We start from the raw sequence: 18,747 nt of genomic DNA, 5'->3' as shown, positions 1-18,747 counted from the left end.
TCAGTGCGCGACGGAGTCGGCGTCGGCGGTCATCCGCTCGCGCAGGCTCCGGGGACGCAGGTCCGTCCAGGTGCGGTCGATGTAGTCCAGGCACTCCTGGCGCGGGGCTCCCGGTCCCTGGCCGAGGGCTATCGCCCAGCCCCGCGGGACTTCCTTGAAGGTCGGCCACAGCGAGTACTGCTCCTCGTCGTTGACCAGCACGTAGAAGCTGCCGCTGTCGTCGTCGAAGGGGTTGTCGGACACGGGGTCTCCTCAAATGGCCGCTGGGCGCCCCGGAACAGGCGCGATCTGCACGATGTAAGTGATGCGCGAGATGCGCAGAGGTTAGCCTAACCTAACCATGGATCGTGGTCGCGGTCCGGGGTGCGGTCACGATTCCGGACCGGGGGATGATCAGCGGGGTGTGCGTCTCGGGGTCGTCGATGATGCGGCAGCGCAGCCCGAAGACCTCCTCGACCAGCTCCGCGGTGACGATCTCCCGGGGGTCGCCCTGCGCCACGATCCGCCCGGCCTTCATCGCGATCAGGTGATCGGCGTAGCGGCAGGCGTGGTTGAGGTCGTGCAGCACCGCCACCATCGTGGCGCGCTGCTCCCGGTTGAGCCGTACGCACAGCTCCAGCACCTCGACCTGGTGGGCGATGTCCAAGAAGGTCGTCGGCTCGTCGAGAAGCATGATCGAGGTCTGCTGTGCCAGGACCATCGCCAGCCACACTCGTTGGCGCTGCCCGCCGGACAAAGTGTCGACCAGCCGACCGGACAGGTCGGTGACCCCGGTGGCCTCCATCGCCTCGAGTACCGCGGCCTCGTCGTGGGCCGACCACTGCCGGATCAGCTTCTGGTGCGGGAAACGTCCGCGGGCGACCAGGTCGGCCACCGAGATTCCCTCGGGTGCGGTCGACGACTGGGCGAGCAGACCCAGTCGCCGGGCGACCTCCTTGGCCGGATAGCCGTGAATATCCCGGCCGTCCAGCACGACCCGCCCGCGCCTCGGGCGCAGCAGCCGGGACAGCGCCCGCAGCAGCGTCGACTTCCCGCAGGCGTTCGGACCGACGATGACCGTGAATCGCCCGTCGGGCACCTCCACACTGAGGTCCTCGCAGATGGCCCGCTGGTCGTAGCCGATGGTCACGCCCTGGGCGTGCAGTCGTGCGGGCGTAAGGCCGGCCTCAGTCTGTGCGGACCCAGTAGTCTCAACGGCATCGCTCTGCGCCGTGTCGCTCGGTGCGGGGGTGGCATTCATTTCCGGCCTCTCGTGTTCCTGGCGAGCAACCAGGCGAAGTAAGCGCCGCCCAAGCTCACGGTCACCACTCCCACCGGCAGTTGAGTGGGAGCGAACAGCCGCACCGCGAGGAAGTCCCCGACCAGGAGCAGCAGCGCTCCGGTCACCGCGGAGGGCACCAGCGCGATCCCCGGGGCCCGGGTGAGCCGCGCCGCGATCTGCGGGGCCGCCAGCGCGACGAAGGAGATCGGCCCGGCGGCGGCGGTCGCCACCGCGGTCAGCGCCACCCCGACCGCCAGATACGCCAGCCGCACCGGCTCGCGCCGGACCCCGAGCGCGGAGGCCGCGTCGTCACCGAGTTCCAGCAGCCGCAGCGACGGGCCCATCGCCACCAGGAGCAGACTGAGCGCCCCGACCGCGTACGCCACCGGTGGCACCTGGTCCCAGCTCAGGTCATTGAGGCTGCCCTGGCCCCACAACGCTGCCGCGTAGGCCGTCTGCAGATCCGCCTTGATGATGAACCACTGGTTGACCGAGCCGAGGACAGCGCTGACCGCTATCCCGACGATGATCAGACGGAACCCCTGCACCCCCTGCCGGTAGGCCAGCAGATAGACCACCGCGGCGGTGAGCAGCCCGCCGACCAGCGCGCCCACCGAGGTCTGCGCGTAGTCATGGCCGACGTAGGCCGTGGCCACCAGGACGCCTGTGTACGCACCGGTGTTGAAACCGATCACGTCGGGGCTGCCCAGCGGGTTGCGCATCAGGGACTGGAACACCGCGCCGCTGAGTCCCAGCGCGGACCCGATGAGCAGCGCCAGGACCACCCGTGGCAGCCGCCACTCCACCACCACCAGCCGGGCCCAGCCGGATTCCTGGCCGGTGAGGGCGCGTACGACCTGGTCCGGAGGGAGGGAGAATTCGCCGGTACCCAGCGCCAGCACACCGACCACCAGCGTCAGCAGCAGGAGGATCGCGCAGACCACCGTCGTCCGGACGCTCAGCCGCACCGAGACAGCCGCCGACGGCCGGAGCACCATGACCCGGTGGCCGAAGTCGACCCGGGGAGCGCCGTCCTGGCGGCGCGTCAGGGCCTTCACAGCGCGCTGACGTTCGAACGACGGACCATCCAGATCAGCACCGGCGCTCCGACGAACGCCGTGACGATCCCGGCCTGCAGTTCCGCCGGCCGGATCACCAGCCGCCCTATGACGTCGGCGCTCAGCATCAGGACGGGCGCGCAGACGACCGTGAAGGCGAGGATCCAGCGCTGGTCGGGGCCGACCAGCCAGCGCACCGCGTGCGGCACCATCAGCCCGACGAACCCGATCGGCCCGACCGCAGCCGTCGACGCACCCGCCAACAGCATCACCGCCAGAACCGCGAGTACCCGGGTACGGGTGATGTCCGCGCCCAGCGAGCGCGCGATGTCGTCACCCATCGCGACGGCGTTCAGCGACCGCGCGACCGTCAGCGCCAGCAGCAGCCCCACCCCGATGAACGGTGCCACCGCCAGCGCGATGCTCATCGGACGCCCCCCGAGCGTCCCCACGTCCCAGAACCGCAGATAGTCGAAGGCCCGCGGCCGTACGAGACGGATGCCGGCGGAGAGTCCGTCCATCACCGCTCCGAGCGCGACCCCCGCCAGGGTGAGCCGCACCGGCGTGGCACCGCCGCGCCCGATGGACCCCAGGGCGTACACCGCCACCATCGCCACAGCCACCCCGGCGAAGGCGAACCAGACGTACGACCAGATGCTGGTCAGCCCGAGCACGCCGACGGCGAACACCACGAACAGCGCCGCGCCCGCGTTGACCCCGAGGATCTGGGTGTCGGCCAGCGGGTTGCGCGTCACCGCCTGGATCAGCGCGCCGCACACCCCCAGCGCCACCCCGGTCAGCAGTCCCAGCACCAACCGCGGAACCCGCAGTTCCCGCACGATCGTCTGCTCATCGGTGCCGGTGTAGTGGGCGAACGCGTCCCAGGTGGTGTGCACTCCGATCGTCCGTGTCCCCACCGCGATGCTCAACAGGCACGCCACCGCGAGGAGCGCCACACACGCCAGCAGCCACCCCGCGCGGCGCGCGTCCGACGCGGCTATACCGGTCGTCCCCGCTGAACGCTGCGCCTTCACCGCCCGAGGCGGCCGATCAGACACCCGAGCACGCATTCCCGTACATCCTCACAAGCCACAGGTACACACAGCCGGACAGACGCATAGCCGTCGAAGACAGGCGCCCATCTTAGTTAAGACAGGCTAACCTAATCCAAGCGTCGATCATCCGCTGCCCCCATGACCCAAGGCAAGTAGCATGCTCCACCCAAAACGGACGGAAACGAACGTTGTCGCCGGCGCACAGGACCCAGTGCGGTTCCTCGGGCATCCCATCCGGGGAGAGTCCGGGCCACCGGACGACGGGCGGGCGCGGGCGCCAGGCTTCTGGAACCGGCACCCCGATTCGCCCGGACGGGCATTCGTGAACGCTTTGGTCGCGAGGCGTAATCGCTCCGCAGCCGGAGGGCGGACGAGCGAAAGAAGCCCACCCCGTCCGCCATCCGGTCTTGGCACCGGCCGAGTTGGCCTTTACCGGTGCAGACCCGAGACCCACCGCACCCAGCGCCCGCCAAACCCTGCACCCTCGACCCCGCCGACACAGCAAGCCCCCGGAAGATCGCGAAGGCCCCCTTGCCGAGGAGGAGCCCCCTGCCGGAGCACACCCATGTCAGACGAATTGCCGTTCATATCCCATTGGGCACCCAACCCGGTGCGGGTAGTTTCATCCGTTGTGCATTCGACGAGGTCGTGTACGAGTTCCGCTACATCGACCTGGAACGGCCCTTGCGGGCGCTGTCCTCCCATCGAACGACGGCCACCGCACCAGTTGACGCTCTCCGGACAGGTGCACTGCCCGATGAGGGCACACTCCGCGCTCGATCACTCCCCATCCCTGGCGTCGGGCGGAGTTGCGGGCGCTCACGAAGGCAGCTCGGTTCCGGCCTGCTCGCGCACCATGTAGTCCGCGTACCAGTCCGGCCAGTTCGGATCCTGCGCGCCGGTGCGCGCCTCGTGCCCGCCGTGTGCGGCCGCGGCGCGGCGCAGCGCGGCCGCGAGGTCCGAGGAAGACGAGAAGGTGGTGACCGTGGGGTCCATTCGTCCCGGAAGCCGGGTGGTGATCTCCTGCAGGACCCAGCCGTTGCCGTCCGGGTCGCTGAATGACAGGAACGAGCCGTAGCTGCTGCGTCGCGGATCCGGGCCTGTTACTCGGGCGTCGGTTCCGGCGTGGTGGAAGACACCGCCTGCGTCGTGGAACACCTCGCTCGGGTCGGCGCCGAGTTGCTTGAGCTGGTCGTGGGCGGCCTCGATCGCGTTGACGATCAGGTGGAGTCCCTGAGCCGAGCCCGGTGCCTGGGAGGTGACCGAGGTGCCGAAGATGACCGACGCCGGCGAGCCGGGCGGGGTCACCTGCACCACCCGGAAGTTCTCGTCGGTGGCGACGTCGGCGTCGAGCCGCCAACCCAGCCCTGTGTAAAAGTCCTTGGCCCGGTCGACATCGGCCACCGGCACCACGACGACTTCGAGCTTCATGTCCATGACCCGCGCCTCCTGCGCTCGTCCGAAAATGCCGACAAGGCGAGACTTGCACGGCCCGATCACCGGGGCACCCCCAGCGCATGGCAGGGGTCGATGTGGGCCAGGGAGGTCACGGGCCAGAGCGTCCCGCGTGCCAGGTACGGCTCGTGCGGTGAGGGGTCAGCAACCGACGCTCAGGCAGCCCGCGTTGCTGCGGATCCCGCGAGTGGCGTACTCGAACGCGAGAGCCTTCGGGGCGGACCGGAGTCCACCCTTGGTCAGTGAGCGAGCACGGAGGGGACGGCCAAGTGGGCGTGATCGACCAGGCTGGTAGTTCTGCACGACGTGGCCACCGCCCTGACACAACATCTGCCCTCGAGTACTACCTCAAAAGTCACCCGTCCGGCCCATCCGTGGTCGTGGTCACGCACGTGCTGGCGTTCGCTGGTGTGCAGGGACCGGTGCGCCACGCCTAGCGGGTTCCGTGCGGCATACGTGGAATGGCCCCCTCGTCACCGTCTGGGGCCCGCTGAAGCCGGCAGTCAGCTGAACCGTGCGAGGAGGTTTCCTTGATGGCGCACCATTCCATCGCCGCGGGCAGTTGCCCGTGACGCCGCAGGGGCGCCCCGACCGGAGGATGGCCGCGCGACGGCACACGCCCCGCTCGGCTCAGGGCGATTTCGAGCCGCACTCCAGAGAGCCAGGGCCCGAGGGAGGTCATCGAACGCCGGACGGGCCAGTCGAGACCCGCGTATGTATGCGCCTAGCGGGCGTAATGTCGGGTTCGCGCCCATATGGCGGCTGCGCTCGAGAGAATGGATATCGTATGGCCACTCTGATCGCCGTGAACGTCGGCATGCCGAAAGGCGTTGCCTGGCATGGCAGGACCACGCATACCGCCATCTGGAAGCACCCTGTCGCCGGACCCCTGATGGCGCGGCGGCTCAATCTGGACGGCGACGGGCAAGGCGACCTATCCGGGCATGGCGGCGAGCAGCGTGCCGTACTGGTCTACCAGCTGGACTCCTACCGCCACTGGCAGGAGCACATGAAGCGGGACGACTTCACGTACGGCCAGTTCGGCGAGAACTTCACCGTGGAGGGACTCGCCGACGACGAGGTGTGCATCGGCGACCGCTACGAGATCGGCGGTGCGCTCTTCGAGGTCACGCAACCCCGGGTGACGTGCTACCGGGTGGGGTTGCGGCTGGGAGAACCTCGGATGGCCGCCCTGCTCGTGTCCCACCGCCGCCCGGGCTTCTACATGCGCGTGCTGGCAGAAGGGCAGGTGCAGGCCGGAGACGAGATCGTAAAAGTCGTCTCGGGCCCCGAGGAGATGACGGTCGCAGAGATCGACGCGCTGCTCTACCTGCCCGGTCACGCCCGGCCGCAGCTCGAACGCGCCTTGCGCATCCCAGCACTGAGCCCTGGGTGGAAGACATCGCTGCGAGCCTTGCTCGACGACGCGGATCGCGGCCCTGGCGCCGTGGGCGGCAACAGTGGGCTCAGCGTCACCAGCCCGCCTCCGGCATGGCCCGGGTTCCGCCCGCTCGAAGTCGTCCGCATCGAACCGGAGAGCGCGAGTATTTTCTCGCTCACTCTGGCGTCAGTTGACGGTGAACCGCTCCCAGCCGCGTTGCCGGGGCAGTTCCTCGGAGTCCGCTTGCGGCCGGACCCACAGGCCTCCCCGGTCATCCGGAACTACTCGTTGTCCGGCCGACCGGGCGCCGAGACCTACCGCATCAGTGTCAAGCAGGAACCGCACGGTCTCGCCAGCACCTACCTTTCTCAGCACGTGAAAGTGGACGATGTTCTCGATGTCGCCGCTCCGCGCGGTACGTTCCTGCTGGCGGACGCGGATACTCCTGTTCTGCTGCTGTCCGCCGGTGTCGGCGCCACTCCGGTCCTGGCCATGCTCCACGCTCTGGCCGCGAAACCCTCACGGCGCCCGGTGTGGTGGCTGCAGGCGGCTCGAGACGGCGAGAACCACCCCTTCGCCGACGAAGTGCACGCGCTGCTCTCCCGGCTGCCCGCAGGCCGGTCATTTGTCTCCTACAGCCGTCCGCGCAGCGTTGACCGCCCAGGTATCAACTACACGATGACGGGGCGGCTCAGCGTCGAGCGGATCCGCGCCCTCGAGCTGCCTCCGGACGCCGACGCCTACCTTTGCGGTCCAGGCGCGTTCATGCAGGACTTGTCCGAAGCCCTGGAGTCCTGTGGCATGCCGTCCTCGCGTATCCACACCGAGATCTTCGGGGCCGCGTCCGCCGTCACCCCCGGTGTGGTGGCGGGATCCGCCAGGGCACCGCACCAGCCGGCCCATCTTCCCGGCGGACAGGCGGGGCCGTCCGTGTCCTTCGCTCGCAGCGGGCTGACCGTCCCCTGGCACCGCGACTACGGGACCCTGCTAGAGCTCGCCGAGGCATGCGACGTGCCCGTGCGCTGGTCCTGCCGCACCGGGGTCTGTCACACCTGCGAGACCGGGCTGCTTTCGGGCCACGTCGACTACTCCCCGGAGCCCGTAGACCTCCCCGCCGAGGGAAGCGCCTTCATCTGTTGTTCGACGCCGCCTGCCGATTTGGTCCTGGACATGTGACCGGCTTGCGTCCGCAGCCAAGGGCGTCACGCTGCTGCGCCCGTATCCGTTCCCTGCGCCGCTCCGAGCGAGTCCGCGAGGCGCTGGAAGACGTCCAGGAGCAGGTCATCGACGGTGAGTGCGACGACGAGGCGTTCTCCGTCCAGGGCCGGGAGCCGTCGCACGCCGGACCGGCGGAAGGTCCGGTACGCGGCTTCCACGTTGTCCGTGGCGTCGAGCGCGGCGTCCCGCTCACCTTCCCCCCAGCAGAGCCCTCCCCTGACGTGGCCGACAGGGAACATCGGTCCTGTTTCACGGGCCGTTGAGCGTTCTTCGGCTCCACGGCACAGTGGCGCGGCCGGCGAGAGCCCCGGCCGCGCCGCGGAACATCCGCGGCCGTACGTCGTCCGTACAGGCACAGGAACGGGCAGTTCGGTCCTCCTGCGCAGCCCCTGCGCTCAATAGTGCGCGTGGTGCGGCTGCCGGGGCCGGGCCAGGACAGCATCCGGGATCCGGCGGATCTGCGACCGCCGCGTGCGCCGAGCGGACAGCCGGTCCACGACTGCCTCGGCGGCGAGGGTCGCAACCAGTACCAGCACCATTGCGGCGCCCAACATGTACACAAAGAGCGTCCAGAAGTCCGCGGTCAGGGTCGTATACACGGCGGTCATCTCCTCACATCTGCTCGTCAACAGGAGCTTCCGTCCCTCAGCCTCCCCCCGCTGCGCGCCCTCCGCCCGGGGCCGGATGGGTCATTCGGGACCCGTACGGCCGGTCATGTGTAGGCCGTACGGCCCCTGATGCGGTACAGCAGGGAACAGGATCCTGGAATCGCACCCGCACAGTCCGTGAACGTTCGACGCGAGGAGGAAGCGATGAGTGCGAAACTGGAACGGCGCCAGGGATGGCCGCCGCTGCTGCCGGAACTGTTCGACTGGATCGAGGCCGGCATCCCCGCGGTGCCGGGAATGCGGAACGTGCCCGGACTGCACGGCATCCGCATCGAGCAGAAGCTGGCCGAGGGCGCGTACGTCGTGAAGGCCGAGTTGCCCGGAATCGACCCGGACCAGGATGTCGAGATCAGCATCGACGGCGATGTGCTGGTCATCCGCGCCGAGCGGACGGAGAAGGCCGAGGGCAGGCACCACTCGGAGTTCCGCTACGGAGCGTTCGCCCGTTCCGTCCGGCTGCCCGCGGGCGCCCGGGCGGACGAGACCACGGCCGACTACAAGGACGGCGTCCTCACCGTGAACGTCCCGGTCACAGAGCCGAAGACCGGGGCGCGCACCATCAAGGTGCAGCGCGCCGACGCGTGAGAACCCCGTGATCCCCCGGCACGGCCGGGACGGGGAACGACGACCCCGACCGCGCGACTCCGGTCCGCGGTCGGGGCGGCCGCACGCTCCCAGAGATACCGGTCCCACGCCAGGATCCTCCGGCGGCGACCGTCCACCGGAGCGGGGGGAGTTGCGTGCCCGGGTGGTAGAGGCTGGCAGGCACTTGCTGCCGGGGCTTGTCGTGCTGTCCGGCTACCGGCGGGCCTGGCTGCGCGGAGATCTGCTCGCCGGGGTGACCGTGGCGGCCTACCTGGTTCCTCAGGTGATGGCGTATGCGGGGCTGGCGGGGTTGCCGCCGGTCGCCGGCCTGTGGGCGATCGTGCCGCCGCTGTTGCTCTACGCGCTGCTGGGCTCGTCCCGGAAGCTGTCGGTCGGGCCGGAGTCCACCACGGCGCTGATGACCGCCACCGTCATCGGGCCGCTCGCCGCCGGGGACCCGGCCCGGTACGCGGTTCTGTGCGCTGCTCTCGCGGTCGCGGTCGGGCTGCTCTGCCTCGTCGCCTGGGCGGCGCGGTTGGGCTTCGTCGCCGATCTGCTGTCCCGGCCGGTTCTCGTCGGCTACATGGCGGGGGTGGCCCTGATCATGATCGTGGACCAGCTACCCCGGCTGACCGGCGTGCCCGTGCACGGGACGGAGTTCTTCCCGCAGCTGTTCTCCTTCGCCCGGCACGTTCCGCAGGCCCATCCGGCCACGCTGGCCTTCGCCACGGCGGCCCTGGTCCTCCTCTTCGCGGTGCAGAGCTACTTCCCCCGGCTGCCGGGGCCGCTGCTCCTCGTCGTCCTGGGAACCGCTGTTGTCGCCGTCTTCGGGCTGGAGCACCACGGGATCACCGTCATCGGCGCCATCCCCTCGGGGTTGCCCCGACCCGCACTGCCGGACCCGGGCGACCTGCCGCACCTGCTGCTGCCCGCGCTCGGCGTACTGCTGGTCGGCTACACGGACGTCATCCTCACCGCCCGCGCCTTCGCGACACAGGACGGCGGTCACCAGCTCGACGCCAATCAGGAGCTGCTGGCGCTGGGCGCCGCGAACCTCGGCGCCGGAGCCCTGCACGGCTTCCCGGTGAGCAGCAGCGCCAGCCGTACGGCGCTCGCCGACGCGGCGGGCGGCCGCACCCAGGCCTACTCCCTCGTAGCGCTCGGCGCCGTGCTCGCCGTGCTGCTGGTCGCAAGCCGGTTGCTGGCCCATATCCCGGCGACCGTGCTGGGCGCCATCGTCGTCTACGCCGCTCTACGGCTGATCGACCTGCCCGGTTTCCGGCGGCTGGCCGCATTCCGCCGCAGAGAGCTGTTGCTGGCGCTCGGCTGCCTCGTCGGCGTCCTGGCTCTGGACATCCTCTACGGCGTGCTGGTCGCCGTCGGCCTCTCCGTCGCCGAGATGCTGGCCCGGGTGGCCCGCCCGCACGACGCGATCGAGGGACGGGTCCCCGGGATGGCCGGGATGCATGATGTCGACGACTATCCGCAGGCTCGTACGATCACCGGGCTGGTCATCTACCGCTACGACTCACCACTCTTCTTCGCCAACGCCGAGAACTTCCGCCGCCGCGCCCTGTCCGCCGTCGACGAACACCGGGGGCCGGTGGCCTGGTTCATCCTCAACACAGAAGCCAATGTCGAGGTCGACATCACCGCACTGGACGCGGTCGAATCCCTGCGCAAGGAACTCGGCCGGCGCGGCATCGTGTTCGCCCTCGCCCGTGTGAAGCAAGAACTGCGCGACGACCTGGACGCGTACGGACTGACCGAGGCGATCGGCCCGGAAAGGATCTTCGCCACGTTGCCCACTGCCGTGGCGGCCTATCAGGACTGGCTCACGAAGCGCCACGGGGCAGGCGCTCCCTGACGAAGGGCAGGACCGGGGGCGGGATCCGTGCGGCAGAACGGCAAGAAGGCCGCCGCTCCGACCACTCGGCACCGGATTCACCCATCCTTCGATCCTGCCGGAACAGCGTCGTAGCGATCGGACCGCCAACGCCACGATCGCCGGACTTCCTTCACGGTTTCGTCGCCTCTGTGCCCGTTCCGCGGTTCCTCAGAGCTTCCGGATCCAGTCGTCGGCCACACCGTGCAGTGCCGGTTCGGCAACCTTCAGGTGCGAGTCGTCGAGCTGGTACGTGAGCTTGTCGACCACGGCGACCACTCCGTCGATCAGCGGGGTAAGACGTAGCGCGATGCCGATCTCGCTGCGGCGTTCCAGCCGCCCCTCCAGCGTCACCACCCCATCATCCACGGTGACGCCGATGGCCTGCGGGACGACCCACAGGGTGCGGACCAGCACCTGGTCGATCACATCGCGGCGGATGTCGCTGTCCGGCCGCAGGAAGACCTGGAGCAGGTCGCGGCGGGTGACGATGCCGATCAGGCGGTCCTGCTCGTCGACGACGGGCAGCCGCTCCACCTTCTGCTCCATCATGGTGCGGGCGGCCTCGGCGATGGAGTCCTCTGCGTGCACCGTGACCGCCGGCTGGGACATCAGCTGCCCCGCGGTACGGGCCCGGACCTTGATCTGCTCCCGGCGATGGCCGCGGAAGAGCCGGCTCCACCGCGAAGCGGTTTCAGCGACGCTCGCGGCCTGGCGCATCATCAGGTCCGTCTCGGAGATGACACCGATGACCTTGTCGTCGCCGTCGACGACGGGAAGTCCGCTGATGCCGTGCCGGGACAGCTGCTCTGCAACCACTTTGAACGGCGTGGCGTAGACGGCCTTGACGACATTGGCCGTCATCACGTCGGTGATCCTGTTGTGCCTCATCACTGATTCCCCATCTCGGTGTGAACGCCCTTCTGCGGTGACGACTTCAGCGTCCACCTGTGCGAGCCGCCTTTCCAGAGGCCGCCCGGCCCTGCGGCGTGGGCCGTACGGTCCACTCATCAGCGGGCACCCCGCCGCAGCGGGATCCGTCCAGTCCGGCTCACCTCGAGAAGGCGACCCCGACGCCACGCAGCCTGTCCCATGCCGGTTGTCCCCAGCCCTGAGGCCAGAACGCTGCGCGGCTTCGGTGGTGGAACCGGCATCGACCCGGTCCTGTCACCGGCGGTGTGCGTCAGGCCGGAACGAACGCAACCGGACTCTCCGCGAATTCGGCGACCGCGTGCCCCACCGGGCCGAGCCCGTCCGGTCCGCGTCCCAACACGACCAGTCCCGCGTGCGCAGACGCGTTCACCAGAGCCCACGACGCGGTGAACAGCCGCACATCCGGAAGAACATCCACCTTGGCGTACTTCTCCCGCCAGCGACGCAACGCGTCATGGAGGACCTGCACTTCCTCGTCCTCCCATTCGGCCCGGTCCTCCTCCAGAACCGTGTACCGCGCACGGCCCTTCACTGGCGCCGGCAGCCGCCAGGCGTGCACCACGCGTAGCCGACAGCCCTGCCGTTGCGCGGCGTCAAAAGCGAAGCCGGTCGCAGTTGCCGCCGGGTGTCGCGCGTCAAACCCAAGGACGATCTCGCCGGCTGTGGCTTCCCGTACCAGGACCACGGGGCACTGTGCGCCGGCGGCAATCTGTCTGGCATCGCGGTTCATCGCACTGATCACGAGGAGGCCGGCACCGGCCGAAGCCGAAAGGAGGGCGGACTGCGGGCGCTCATCTCGCTGAGTCGTCATCGACAGCGCGGGATGCCGCACCCTTACAGCGGCCAGCACCCCGTCAAGGCCACCAGGTAAATCGGAACCCATCAACCGTAATGCGCAGCGACGCCGTTGCGCCTCCGCCGCTGCCCATTCAGCAGTCTCCAGACCCTGAACGGAACCGTCCACACCAGCGACCACACAACGCTCCCCCATGGAGCTCACCTCCGGACTCCACTTTCGGCTCGACATAGGAGTTTCCGCTTGGGTCGGTCAGTCCCTGGTCTGCAGCAGGCCGCAGACCGGTTGGGAGCATTACCGCTGATGCATCGTGGTCAGCGCGTTCATGAGCACTCGCGGATCGCGCTGTCCCTTATAGACCGACGGCGGCTCCTTGCCGAGCTTGAGGAGTGTGTTGACGGCGGTCCAGGCGGTGCGTACCGAGTACTCCACCGTGAAGACCACGTCATCGGGAACCTCGGCGAACTGGCCGATGAAGGCCAGGTTGGTGGAGCCCTTCGGTACTACCTGCGGACGGTCACCGTGCTCACGGACCAGGAACTGGCTGGTGATGTAGGGCATCAGGCACGGGATGACGGTCGAGGTCTCCGCAATGCGGTCCAGGTTCGCTTCGAATTTCAGGTGGTGCAGGACCTCGCGCAGAATCTCCTGCCCTGTGCAGTCGGTCATCGGCTTGCCGACGTAGTCACCGGATCGATCCGGGAAGAGCCCGTAGCCCCACCAGACCGTGACGCCGTCGGGCTGCTCGCGGTACACCGGCTGGTGGTTCAGCACGATGGTGAGCAGCCAACTGGAGGACGGGAAGGTCATCAGACCGCCCTCGCCGGCCTCGCGCCCGCTCAGCGCCTCCATGAGCTCGACGAACAGTGGGTCCTTGCAGGTGACCGTGAAGGACTCCCAAGTGGAGTCCTTCACACTCCGGTCGAAGACGTGAGGGTTACCGAAGTCGTCGCGTCCTCGGGCCAGCCACTGCCAGAGCCGCCAGGACCCCGGCTGTTCGGAGGCAGCAATGACGGGTATCGGGGCCGCGGTATCGGATCCCAGACTGGAATTGGCGGTCATGGATCCGTTGGTGACGAGAACGAGGTCGTCGGGCGCTACGTGGATGTCTTCTCTGAGACCACCGTGGGTGTACAGGATCCGCTCGACGGTGGTCGCGTCACCCGGTGCGAACGCCAGGTCGGTGACCAGGCAGCCGGTGCGGGTGGTCACGCCTTGGTCGTTCAGCCACTTCTGGAGCGGACGCACGATGGAGTCGTACTGGTTGTACCGGGTCCGGTAGATCCCTGACATGGTGCCGAAAGTCGGGAACAGGTGCACGAAGCGGTTGAGGTAGCGCCGGAACTCGATGGCACTGTGCCATGGCTCGAACGCGAAGGTCGTGCACCACATGTACCAGAAGTTGGTGGTGAAGAACTCTTCGCCGAAGCAGTCGGAGATCCGCTTTCGGTTCAGGAGGCGCTCGGGAGTGGCCATGCAGGCGACCAGTTCGAGGCGGTCGCGTTCGGAGAAGCCCATGGAGCGGACATCGATGATCTTCCCGTCGCTGTCGACCAAGCGGGCAGCGTCATCCCAGGGAAAGGCTTCGTGAGCAGCGAAGGTGTCCTCGGTAACCGAAATCGACGGGTCGTCGACGGAGGGGATGGACGACAGCAGATCGTAGGTACAACGGAACTGGCCCTCGAACATTCGGCCGCCCCGCATCGAGTACCCGGTCTCCGCGGTGCCTCCCGCATCCAGGCTGCCACCGATCACCTCCTGCTCCTCCAGCAGGTGGATGTCACAGCCCGCGAATCCGCCGTCGCGGATCAGGAGAGCGGCGGCTGACAGTGCAGCGATGCCGCTCCCCACAAGATATGCCTTGGCCATAACATGCTCCTCTTCATCGTCACTGCGCCCACAGCTGTCACCGGCCGAAACGCCATCTGCTGCGGGCCGCCGGCGGCTCGTCCCCCGGGATCACCACTCTTCGCGGTGATCAATGCTGCGGCCAGGGCCTAATGGCCACCCCCGGCCCGTCCGACCGGTCCAACAGTGTTCATGAGATCGAGCCGCAGGGCCCGGAACCCCAGCCCCGTCGCGCCAGGGCTCTCAGGCGTGCGGTACCACCGCGACCGGTGCCGAGCAGTGGTGGAGCACGGCGAGTGTGATGGGGCCGATATGCCTGCCGATCGGTGAGTGGCTGGTGCGCCGACCGACGACCAGGAGTGACGTGTCCGCAGAGGCGGTCAGCAGGTGCTCCGCAGGCCTTCCCGGCACGGACTCTTCGATCAGCTCTACTGCGGGATACTTGTCCCGCCAGGGACGCAGCATCTCGGTCAGGGCATGCGCCTGTTGAGTTACGAGAGCGGATTCCGGAGTGCTGCCGACCGTTGCGTCGCGGTGCTTGTAGGCCGACGGCAGCTTCCAGCAATGGATGACGCGCAACCTCGCGGAGCGTTGCAGAGCTGCGTCGAGGCGAACTCGAGCAGTTCGTCGCAGGGCCGTGCGAGATCGAGGCCGAGTACCACATCGCGGTACGGAGTGACGGTCGACGCAAGCCCGGCTTCGTCGGGTTGGTGTTCGTCCTGCGCGGTCTCGCCGAACCGTATGAGAACCACCGGCCGCTCGGCGCAGGCGACCGTTGCCAACGACGCTGATCCGACGAGGAAGCCCGAAATGCCCTTCGCCTGGAGGGAGCCGAGAACCAGAAGCTCGGCTTCTTCCGCGACGACCGGGAGAACAGCCGCGGGTTGCCCTCCCACCTGGTCAATGACGATCTCCAGCGCGGGGTACTCCCGGGTGAGCTCAGCGGCGGCCTCGCGCGGTATCCGCTGGGCCCAGTGGCGTTGTGCTTCCAAGCCGTCAGATGTCTCGCCGGGATGGGGATGCCAGTTCCAGACATGGACGAGCCGCACTGGCAGGTTCCTGCGCAGCGCATCACGGGCCGCCCAGCGAGCGCCGGACATGCTTTCAGGGGAGCCGTCCAGGCCGACAGCAATGGGAGCGGACACGAGAGTTACCTCCAGAAGAGAGTTTCGGTGAACTCGTTCGACAGCAGCCTCCAGCTCTCCACACGCCCGGGACAGGGGCCGCACGGCCCGCTCCGGGACCGATCGGCCTTACCCGCGGCACGGTTGACGCAGTATCGCTCGACCGTCAAGTGCGCCCTGTAAGCGCGAGCAAGTCTGCAGGAGGGCGCCGCCAGGAAGGCCGGCACGACGCCGGTCACCGACGGTGACCCGCGCACACTGACCGCTCACCCCGGGGTCGGGCACCGGCCCATGCAAGGGGCCTACTGCGCGGGCGAGCGGGACCGACCGGCCCTACCGCGTGCGGCACACCGCGTGTGAACTGACAGAAGGTGCGGTTTCGCACCCGCCGACGGATCGAGTCAAGCGACCGGTCGGCAGTCGTCGCACACATGGCCGGAATCGGCCTGTCGAGGTGTGGAGAAGATCATGAGCATTGCATGCGTGCTGGCGGCCGTTGACGGCTCTCCGGAGAGTCTGCGAGCCGTGGACTGGGCGGTGGACGACGCCTTCCGCCGCGGAGCGCGGCTGCGGCTCGTCCACGCTTCCGTCTGGGAGCAGTTCGAACAGGAAACCGTGGACGACATTGAACTCGCGCCCGAGCGTAAGGCAATCGAGGACATCCTGGACTCCGCGGCCGAACGGGCGTCCGCGCGCCGGCCCGGCGTAGCGGTGGATACCGAATTGCTCGCCGAGGACGTCCTGTCCGCGCTGCTGGGCCTGCAGCGCTACTCCCCGCTGCTGGTGCTGGGAATCCGCGGCCACGGCGGATTCCCCGGGTTGCTGCTCGGCTCGGTGAGCCTGCGGGTCGCCGCGAGGGCCGCGTACCCCGTCGTGGTGGTTCGCGGTGAACGTGAGCCCGCGGAGGTCGGGCGCGGCCGTGTGGTGCTGGGTGTGGGGTCGCACGATGTTTCAGCAGCGGCGGAGTTCGCGGTCGAGGAAGCGGCGGGGAGACATGCCGACCTGGAGCTCGTGCACGCATGGCGCCCCGAGATCGACATGTCGGGGGTGTCAGTGGTGATGGACGCCGGTGCGGCGGCCGACCGCGCACAGAACCTGCTGGGCGCAGTGCCCCTTCCCGAGACGGGAGTCAGCGGTCTGCGGGTACGGCGCAATGCTGTGCAGGGCCGGTCTGCCTCCAGCTTGCTGCGTGCGGCTGCCGGAGCAGACCTTCTCGTACTCGGCGCACGCCGCCGGCACGAGCATCCGGGCCTCCAACTCGGTTCGGTGAGCCACGCCATGCTGCACCATGCCCCGTGCCCGGTGGCGATCGTGCCCGCTCGCTGACCCCCGCCGCCGGAGGCGGCCGCCTTGCACCAGGGAGGACCACTCAGGGGGCGCACACCACGCAGCGGCCGCGATACGGCCCGGTGCATCGCAGGTTCTGGTCCTTGCACGCACGGTTGTCGTCGCCTTTGAAGGGCCCGACCAGACTGATCCACGAGGACCATTCGGCGTTCAGCGGGACCTTCGGCCCCTCACGCATCCGGGGACCGCAGAGCACGCTGGGTGCAGAGCAACAGGCACTCGCTCACAGCGCCACTTCCAACCCGGACCTTCACCGGCGACTCCAGGACGTTTCGTACACGTTGCGTGTCTCCACCGGTGCACGTGACATCGATGACATGGCAGAACCCCGACATGTACACGTACAGCTACGGGTGGGTACCCGGCGTCATCGACCTCGGTGACATCGCCGCCAGCATCCAGAAGAACCTCGACGAGGTCGTCGCGAACGAGTCGGAGCGCCTCGACCGGCCGGTCGAAGTGCTGGCCCGCGTGGTGGAAGGCCATCCCGCGGAGGTCCTGCTGGCCGCAGCAGCGGGAGCCCAGCTGTTGACCGTGGGCACCAGGGGACACGGCACCTTCGCCGGGATCCTCCTCGGCTCGGTCAGCCAGCACTGCGTCCAGCACGCACCGTGCCCGGTCGTCGTCGTTCCTGAATGAGATGCCTGCCGGCCAGCTCCTCCGTACCGCCCCGCGAAAGAGAGCTTGGTCGGCCCCTGCCCATCGCCACACCGGCGCCATCGGATCCGCGGACCATCGATCATGCCGGGAGGCAGCCATGATGAACACGACAGCAGTGAAACCAGGACGAGGACCCGTCGAACGGCATCCGGGCGAGCAGGTGTCACTCGGCTCCTTCCCCACCTACGACGAGGCGCAGAGCGTCGTCGACTACCTCGCCGACCACGAATTCGAAGTGGAGACCACCCAGATCGTCGGAAGCGACCTCCGGATGGTGGAGCAGATCACCGGGCGGCTGAACTGGGAGCGCGCTCTGCTGTACGGAGCCACGAGCGGAGCATGGTTCGGAGCCTTCGTCGGCCTGCTGCTGAGCATCCTGAGCACGACAGCCTTCTGGAAGGCCATGGTCTGGGGCCTGAGCTGGGGTGTGCTGTTCGGCGGGATCTTCGCGCTGTTCCAGTTCGCCATGACCGCGGGACGCCGGGATTTCACGTCCAGAAGCGCCGTCATTCCCAGCCGTTATCAAGTACTGGTCATGGCGTCGCACGGCGATCACGCGCGATCAGTACTCAGCACCCGGTGAGCACCTGGCAGGCCGAGACCACGGTCCGCCGCTGCCCTCGACGCTAGGAGACAGTCCGGCCCCACAGAGCCGGCCGGCGGGTCCCCCGTCGGCCGGCTCTGTGGCGCTTCGGAACGCACCGGGTGGACGACACACTCACCGTGACCTGGTACCACCCAACGTGGTGGTCAGGCCTTCTCAAGACGGAATCCGGTGATGAGACCGGGCCGAATGCTCAGCACGCGGCCCATCGGGCCGCCGATCAACGGACGGAGCAGTTCCCCATACCGCTGGCCGTCGCGGCCGTCCGTAACGGGCATCGCATAGCCAGTGACGACCACGCTCCAACCGAGGTCCGTCTTCGGGTCGATGGCATCGGCCTCATAGGCCACGACAATGCCGGGGCAGTCGTCGGGCGCCGTGAGCGCGGCGATATCTCCGCCGTCGAAACCCCAGAGGACGATGTCCCCAGCGTCGATGATGTGGTTGACCGGGCATACTGCCGGCAGTGCGTGGCGGGTGAAGACGATGCGGCCGAGAGCGACCGTGCCGAGCAGTCTCAGGGCTTCGTCGGGTTCGAGCGTCGCCGTATGCCGCGGCCCGATTGCGGTGCGATCAGCCGTCGGCGTTCTCGGGGTGATCCCGTGGTACATCCTGATCGCCTCCCTCTCCAACTCCCCTACAGATCACCGCTGTCCCGAACACCGAGTGCTTCCTGCGCGGCTGGGGCCGTCGCCGTCGTGATCCTCAGCCGAGAGGAACCGTGAGCACCGGGCAGTGTGCCCGGTGGAGCAGTCCGTGTACGACGGAGCCGAGTTCCGAGCCGCTCGTGGTACTTTCCACGGTTCCTCCTCACCGAGAACCACCAAGGGTCCAGCTCTCACGCTGCCACAGCGGACTCTCCACGCGGA

Annotated in this window: 18 protein-coding genes and 2 pseudogenes; 6 read left to right on the top strand and 14 right to left on the bottom strand. The window is 68.4% G+C overall.

Annotation, left to right across the window (positions count from 1 at the left end; all coding sequences use genetic code 11):
* The 6 genes and pseudogenes from C8250_RS40815 to C8250_RS44200 all read right to left on the bottom strand — a co-directional run.
* The gene (locus tag C8250_RS40815) at positions 1-243 is read right to left on the bottom strand and encodes an MbtH family protein (RefSeq protein ID WP_138351953.1); all 243 of its coding nucleotides are present in this window, start codon (positions 241-243) and stop codon (positions 1-3) included.
* 91 nt (positions 244-334) lie between these two features.
* Positions 335-1,240 carry an ABC transporter ATP-binding protein gene (locus C8250_RS40810; protein ID WP_138351954.1) on the bottom strand — a complete coding sequence of 302 codons (906 nt, stop codon included), beginning with the start codon at positions 1,238-1,240 and terminating at the stop codon, positions 335-337.
* On the bottom strand, positions 1,237-2,319 hold the full coding sequence (locus C8250_RS40805) for an iron chelate uptake ABC transporter family permease subunit (protein ID WP_244809713.1): 1,083 nt from the start codon (positions 2,317-2,319) through the stop codon (positions 1,237-1,239). The genes C8250_RS40810 and C8250_RS40805 overlap by 4 nt, the downstream gene beginning before the upstream one ends.
* Positions 2,316-3,353, bottom strand: coding sequence for an iron chelate uptake ABC transporter family permease subunit (locus C8250_RS40800; protein ID WP_244809711.1), 1,038 nt, complete (start codon positions 3,351-3,353; stop codon positions 2,316-2,318). Before C8250_RS40800 ends, C8250_RS40805 begins: the two co-directional genes overlap by 4 nt.
* Positions 3,354-4,193: 840 nt before the next feature.
* The gene (locus C8250_RS40795) at positions 4,194-4,811 is read right to left on the bottom strand and encodes a VOC family protein (protein ID WP_138351956.1); all 618 of its coding nucleotides are present in this window, start codon (positions 4,809-4,811) and stop codon (positions 4,194-4,196) included.
* A 183-nt stretch (positions 4,812-4,994) separates the two neighbouring features.
* Positions 4,995-5,162 (bottom strand): annotated as a pseudogene (locus C8250_RS44200) (3-oxoacyl-ACP reductase); the annotation flags it as partial.
* Positions 5,163-5,565: 403 nt separating this feature from the next.
* Between C8250_RS44200 and C8250_RS40790 the strand changes: the two are divergent.
* Positions 5,566-7,386: an MOSC and FAD-binding oxidoreductase domain-containing protein gene (locus C8250_RS40790; protein ID WP_346268792.1), complete on the top strand. Its 1,821-nt coding sequence runs from the start codon at positions 5,566-5,568 to the stop codon at positions 7,384-7,386.
* Between the two features lie 26 nt (positions 7,387-7,412).
* Here the strand turns inward: C8250_RS40790 and C8250_RS40785 are convergent, their stop codons facing one another.
* The gene (locus C8250_RS40785; protein WP_187145188.1) at positions 7,413-7,667 is read right to left on the bottom strand and encodes a hypothetical protein; all 255 of its coding nucleotides are present in this window, start codon (positions 7,665-7,667) and stop codon (positions 7,413-7,415) included.
* Positions 7,668-7,823: 156 nt separating this feature from the next.
* Positions 7,824-8,027 carry a hypothetical protein gene (locus C8250_RS40780; protein WP_138351957.1) on the bottom strand — a complete coding sequence of 68 codons (204 nt, stop codon included), beginning with the start codon at positions 8,025-8,027 and terminating at the stop codon, positions 7,824-7,826.
* Positions 8,028-8,240: 213 nt separating this feature from the next.
* Between C8250_RS40780 and C8250_RS40775 the strand changes: the two genes are divergently transcribed.
* Complete coding sequence (locus C8250_RS40775; RefSeq protein WP_138351958.1) at positions 8,241-8,681, top strand: Hsp20/alpha crystallin family protein; 441 nt, start codon at positions 8,241-8,243, stop codon at positions 8,679-8,681.
* 184 nt (positions 8,682-8,865) lie between these two features.
* Positions 8,866-10,548 (top strand): sulfate permease, encoded by a 1,683-nt coding sequence (gene sulP, locus C8250_RS40770; protein WP_346268791.1) that lies wholly within the window; start codon positions 8,866-8,868, stop codon positions 10,546-10,548.
* Between the two features lie 189 nt (positions 10,549-10,737).
* On the opposite strand, the gene C8250_RS40765 is transcribed toward sulP, so the two are convergent.
* The 5 genes and pseudogenes from C8250_RS40765 to C8250_RS40750 all read right to left on the bottom strand — a co-directional run bounded on the left by C8250_RS40765 (position 10,738) and on the right by C8250_RS40750 (position 15,288).
* Positions 10,738-11,457, bottom strand: coding sequence for a CBS domain-containing protein (locus C8250_RS40765; protein WP_138351960.1), 720 nt, complete (start codon positions 11,455-11,457; stop codon positions 10,738-10,740).
* A gap of 292 nt (positions 11,458-11,749) precedes the next feature.
* Positions 11,750-12,475: a universal stress protein gene (locus C8250_RS40760; RefSeq protein WP_244809707.1), complete on the bottom strand. Its 726-nt coding sequence runs from the start codon at positions 12,473-12,475 to the stop codon at positions 11,750-11,752.
* Between the two features lie 114 nt (positions 12,476-12,589).
* Positions 12,590-14,170: pseudogene (locus tag C8250_RS40755) on the bottom strand (oleate hydratase); the annotation flags it as partial.
* Between the two features lie 216 nt (positions 14,171-14,386).
* Entirely contained in the window at positions 14,387-14,740 is a 354-nt protein-coding gene (locus C8250_RS44985; protein WP_346268807.1) for a universal stress protein, read from the bottom strand.
* Positions 14,635-15,288 carry a universal stress protein gene (locus tag C8250_RS40750; RefSeq protein ID WP_346268790.1) on the bottom strand — a complete coding sequence of 218 codons (654 nt, stop codon included), beginning with the start codon at positions 15,286-15,288 and terminating at the stop codon, positions 14,635-14,637. The genes C8250_RS44985 and C8250_RS40750 overlap by 106 nt, the downstream gene beginning before the upstream one ends.
* 447 nt (positions 15,289-15,735) lie before the next feature.
* Between C8250_RS40750 and C8250_RS40745 the strand changes: the two genes are divergently transcribed.
* The 3 genes from C8250_RS40745 to C8250_RS40730 all read left to right on the top strand — a co-directional run bounded on the left by C8250_RS40745 (position 15,736) and on the right by C8250_RS40730 (position 17,857).
* Positions 15,736-16,593: a universal stress protein gene (locus C8250_RS40745; protein WP_187145187.1), complete on the top strand. Its 858-nt coding sequence runs from the start codon at positions 15,736-15,738 to the stop codon at positions 16,591-16,593.
* A 333-nt stretch (positions 16,594-16,926) separates the two neighbouring features.
* Positions 16,927-17,253: a universal stress protein gene (locus C8250_RS40735; protein WP_138351963.1), complete on the top strand. Its 327-nt coding sequence runs from the start codon at positions 16,927-16,929 to the stop codon at positions 17,251-17,253.
* A gap of 118 nt (positions 17,254-17,371) precedes the next feature.
* Complete coding sequence (locus C8250_RS40730; RefSeq protein WP_232486268.1) at positions 17,372-17,857, top strand: general stress protein; 486 nt, start codon at positions 17,372-17,374, stop codon at positions 17,855-17,857.
* A gap of 167 nt (positions 17,858-18,024) precedes the next feature.
* On the opposite strand, the gene C8250_RS40725 is transcribed toward C8250_RS40730, so the two are convergent.
* Positions 18,025-18,489 (bottom strand): pyridoxamine 5'-phosphate oxidase family protein, encoded by a 465-nt coding sequence (locus tag C8250_RS40725; protein WP_138351964.1) that lies wholly within the window; start codon positions 18,487-18,489, stop codon positions 18,025-18,027.
* Positions 18,490-18,747: the final 258 nt, after the last annotated feature.

This window comes from Streptomyces sp. So13.3 (assembly GCF_005860785.2).
Classification (GTDB): Bacteria; Actinomycetota; Actinomycetes; order Streptomycetales; family Streptomycetaceae; genus Actinacidiphila; species Actinacidiphila fildesensis.
The sequence above is the reverse complement of the archived record's forward strand: the minus strand, read 5'-3'. Positions and strand labels throughout refer to the sequence as shown.

What these genes read in the sequence shown, in the direction of transcription:
- C8250_RS40795 (WP_138351956.1), bottom strand. Translation starts at nt 4,811, where the DNA reads ATGGACATGAAGCTCGAAGTCGTCGTGGTGCCGGTGGCCGATGTCGAC.
- C8250_RS40735 (WP_138351963.1), top strand. Translation starts at nt 16,927, where the DNA reads ATGACATGGCAGAACCCCGACATGTACACGTACAGCTACGGGTGGGTA.
- C8250_RS40810 (WP_138351954.1), bottom strand. Translation starts at nt 1,240, where the DNA reads ATGAATGCCACCCCCGCACCGAGCGACACGGCGCAGAGCGATGCCGTT.
- C8250_RS40745 (WP_187145187.1), top strand. Translation starts at nt 15,736, where the DNA reads ATGAGCATTGCATGCGTGCTGGCGGCCGTTGACGGCTCTCCGGAGAGT.
- C8250_RS40730 (WP_232486268.1), top strand. Translation starts at nt 17,372, where the DNA reads ATGATGAACACGACAGCAGTGAAACCAGGACGAGGACCCGTCGAACGG.
- C8250_RS40725 (WP_138351964.1), bottom strand. Translation starts at nt 18,489, where the DNA reads ATGTACCACGGGATCACCCCGAGAACGCCGACGGCTGATCGCACCGCA.
- C8250_RS40765 (WP_138351960.1), bottom strand. Translation starts at nt 11,457, where the DNA reads ATGAGGCACAACAGGATCACCGACGTGATGACGGCCAATGTCGTCAAG.
- C8250_RS40790 (WP_346268792.1), top strand. Translation starts at nt 5,566, where the DNA reads ATGTCGGGTTCGCGCCCATATGGCGGCTGCGCTCGAGAGAATGGATAT.
- C8250_RS40775 (WP_138351958.1), top strand. Translation starts at nt 8,241, where the DNA reads ATGAGTGCGAAACTGGAACGGCGCCAGGGATGGCCGCCGCTGCTGCCG.
- C8250_RS40785 (WP_187145188.1), bottom strand. Translation starts at nt 7,667, where the DNA reads ATGTTCCCTGTCGGCCACGTCAGGGGAGGGCTCTGCTGGGGGGAAGGT.